The organism is Bartonella taylorii 8TBB, from assembly GCF_902825155.1.
In the GTDB taxonomy this organism is placed as follows: domain Bacteria; phylum Pseudomonadota; class Alphaproteobacteria; order Rhizobiales; family Rhizobiaceae; genus Bartonella; species Bartonella taylorii_A.
The window spans coordinates 1-397 of sequence record NZ_CADEAG010000198.1; the positions used below are offsets into that span (position 1 = coordinate 1).

The 397-nt window shown below is 37.5% G+C and carries 1 pseudogene; it reads left to right on the plus strand.

The annotated features are described in order from the left end of the window. Positions 1 to 198 (plus strand): annotated as a pseudogene (locus J7R13_RS09285) (threonine synthase); the annotation flags it as partial. Positions 199 to 397 lie beyond the last annotated feature (199 nt).

A 397-nucleotide genomic window follows, 5' to 3' on the forward strand; every position in this document is an offset into this window, starting at 1 on the left:
TATATTCCAATGATCGTCCTTTCCACCGCTCATCCTGCTAAATTTCCTGATGCCATCAAAAATGCCTGTGGGATTAATGCCCCATGTCCATCTTGTCTCAATGATTTAATGGAACGCGAAGAACGCTTTATAAGTATTGCTAATGATGAAAAAATAGTAAAAGATTATATTTCTTTAAAATCACGTGCATCTTATTGAAGTTAGTTGCATTAATTCACATCAAGAATATTCCAATTGCCCTGATAACGAGGCAATTGGCTTGTTTAATGGAGTCGTAAACACATGCGTGTAGATATCAGTCGCCTTAGTAATGGTTTGACTATCGCCACACACACAATGCAACAAATTGGCAGTGTAGCACTTGGAATATGGGTAAAAGTTGGCTCACGTAATGAAA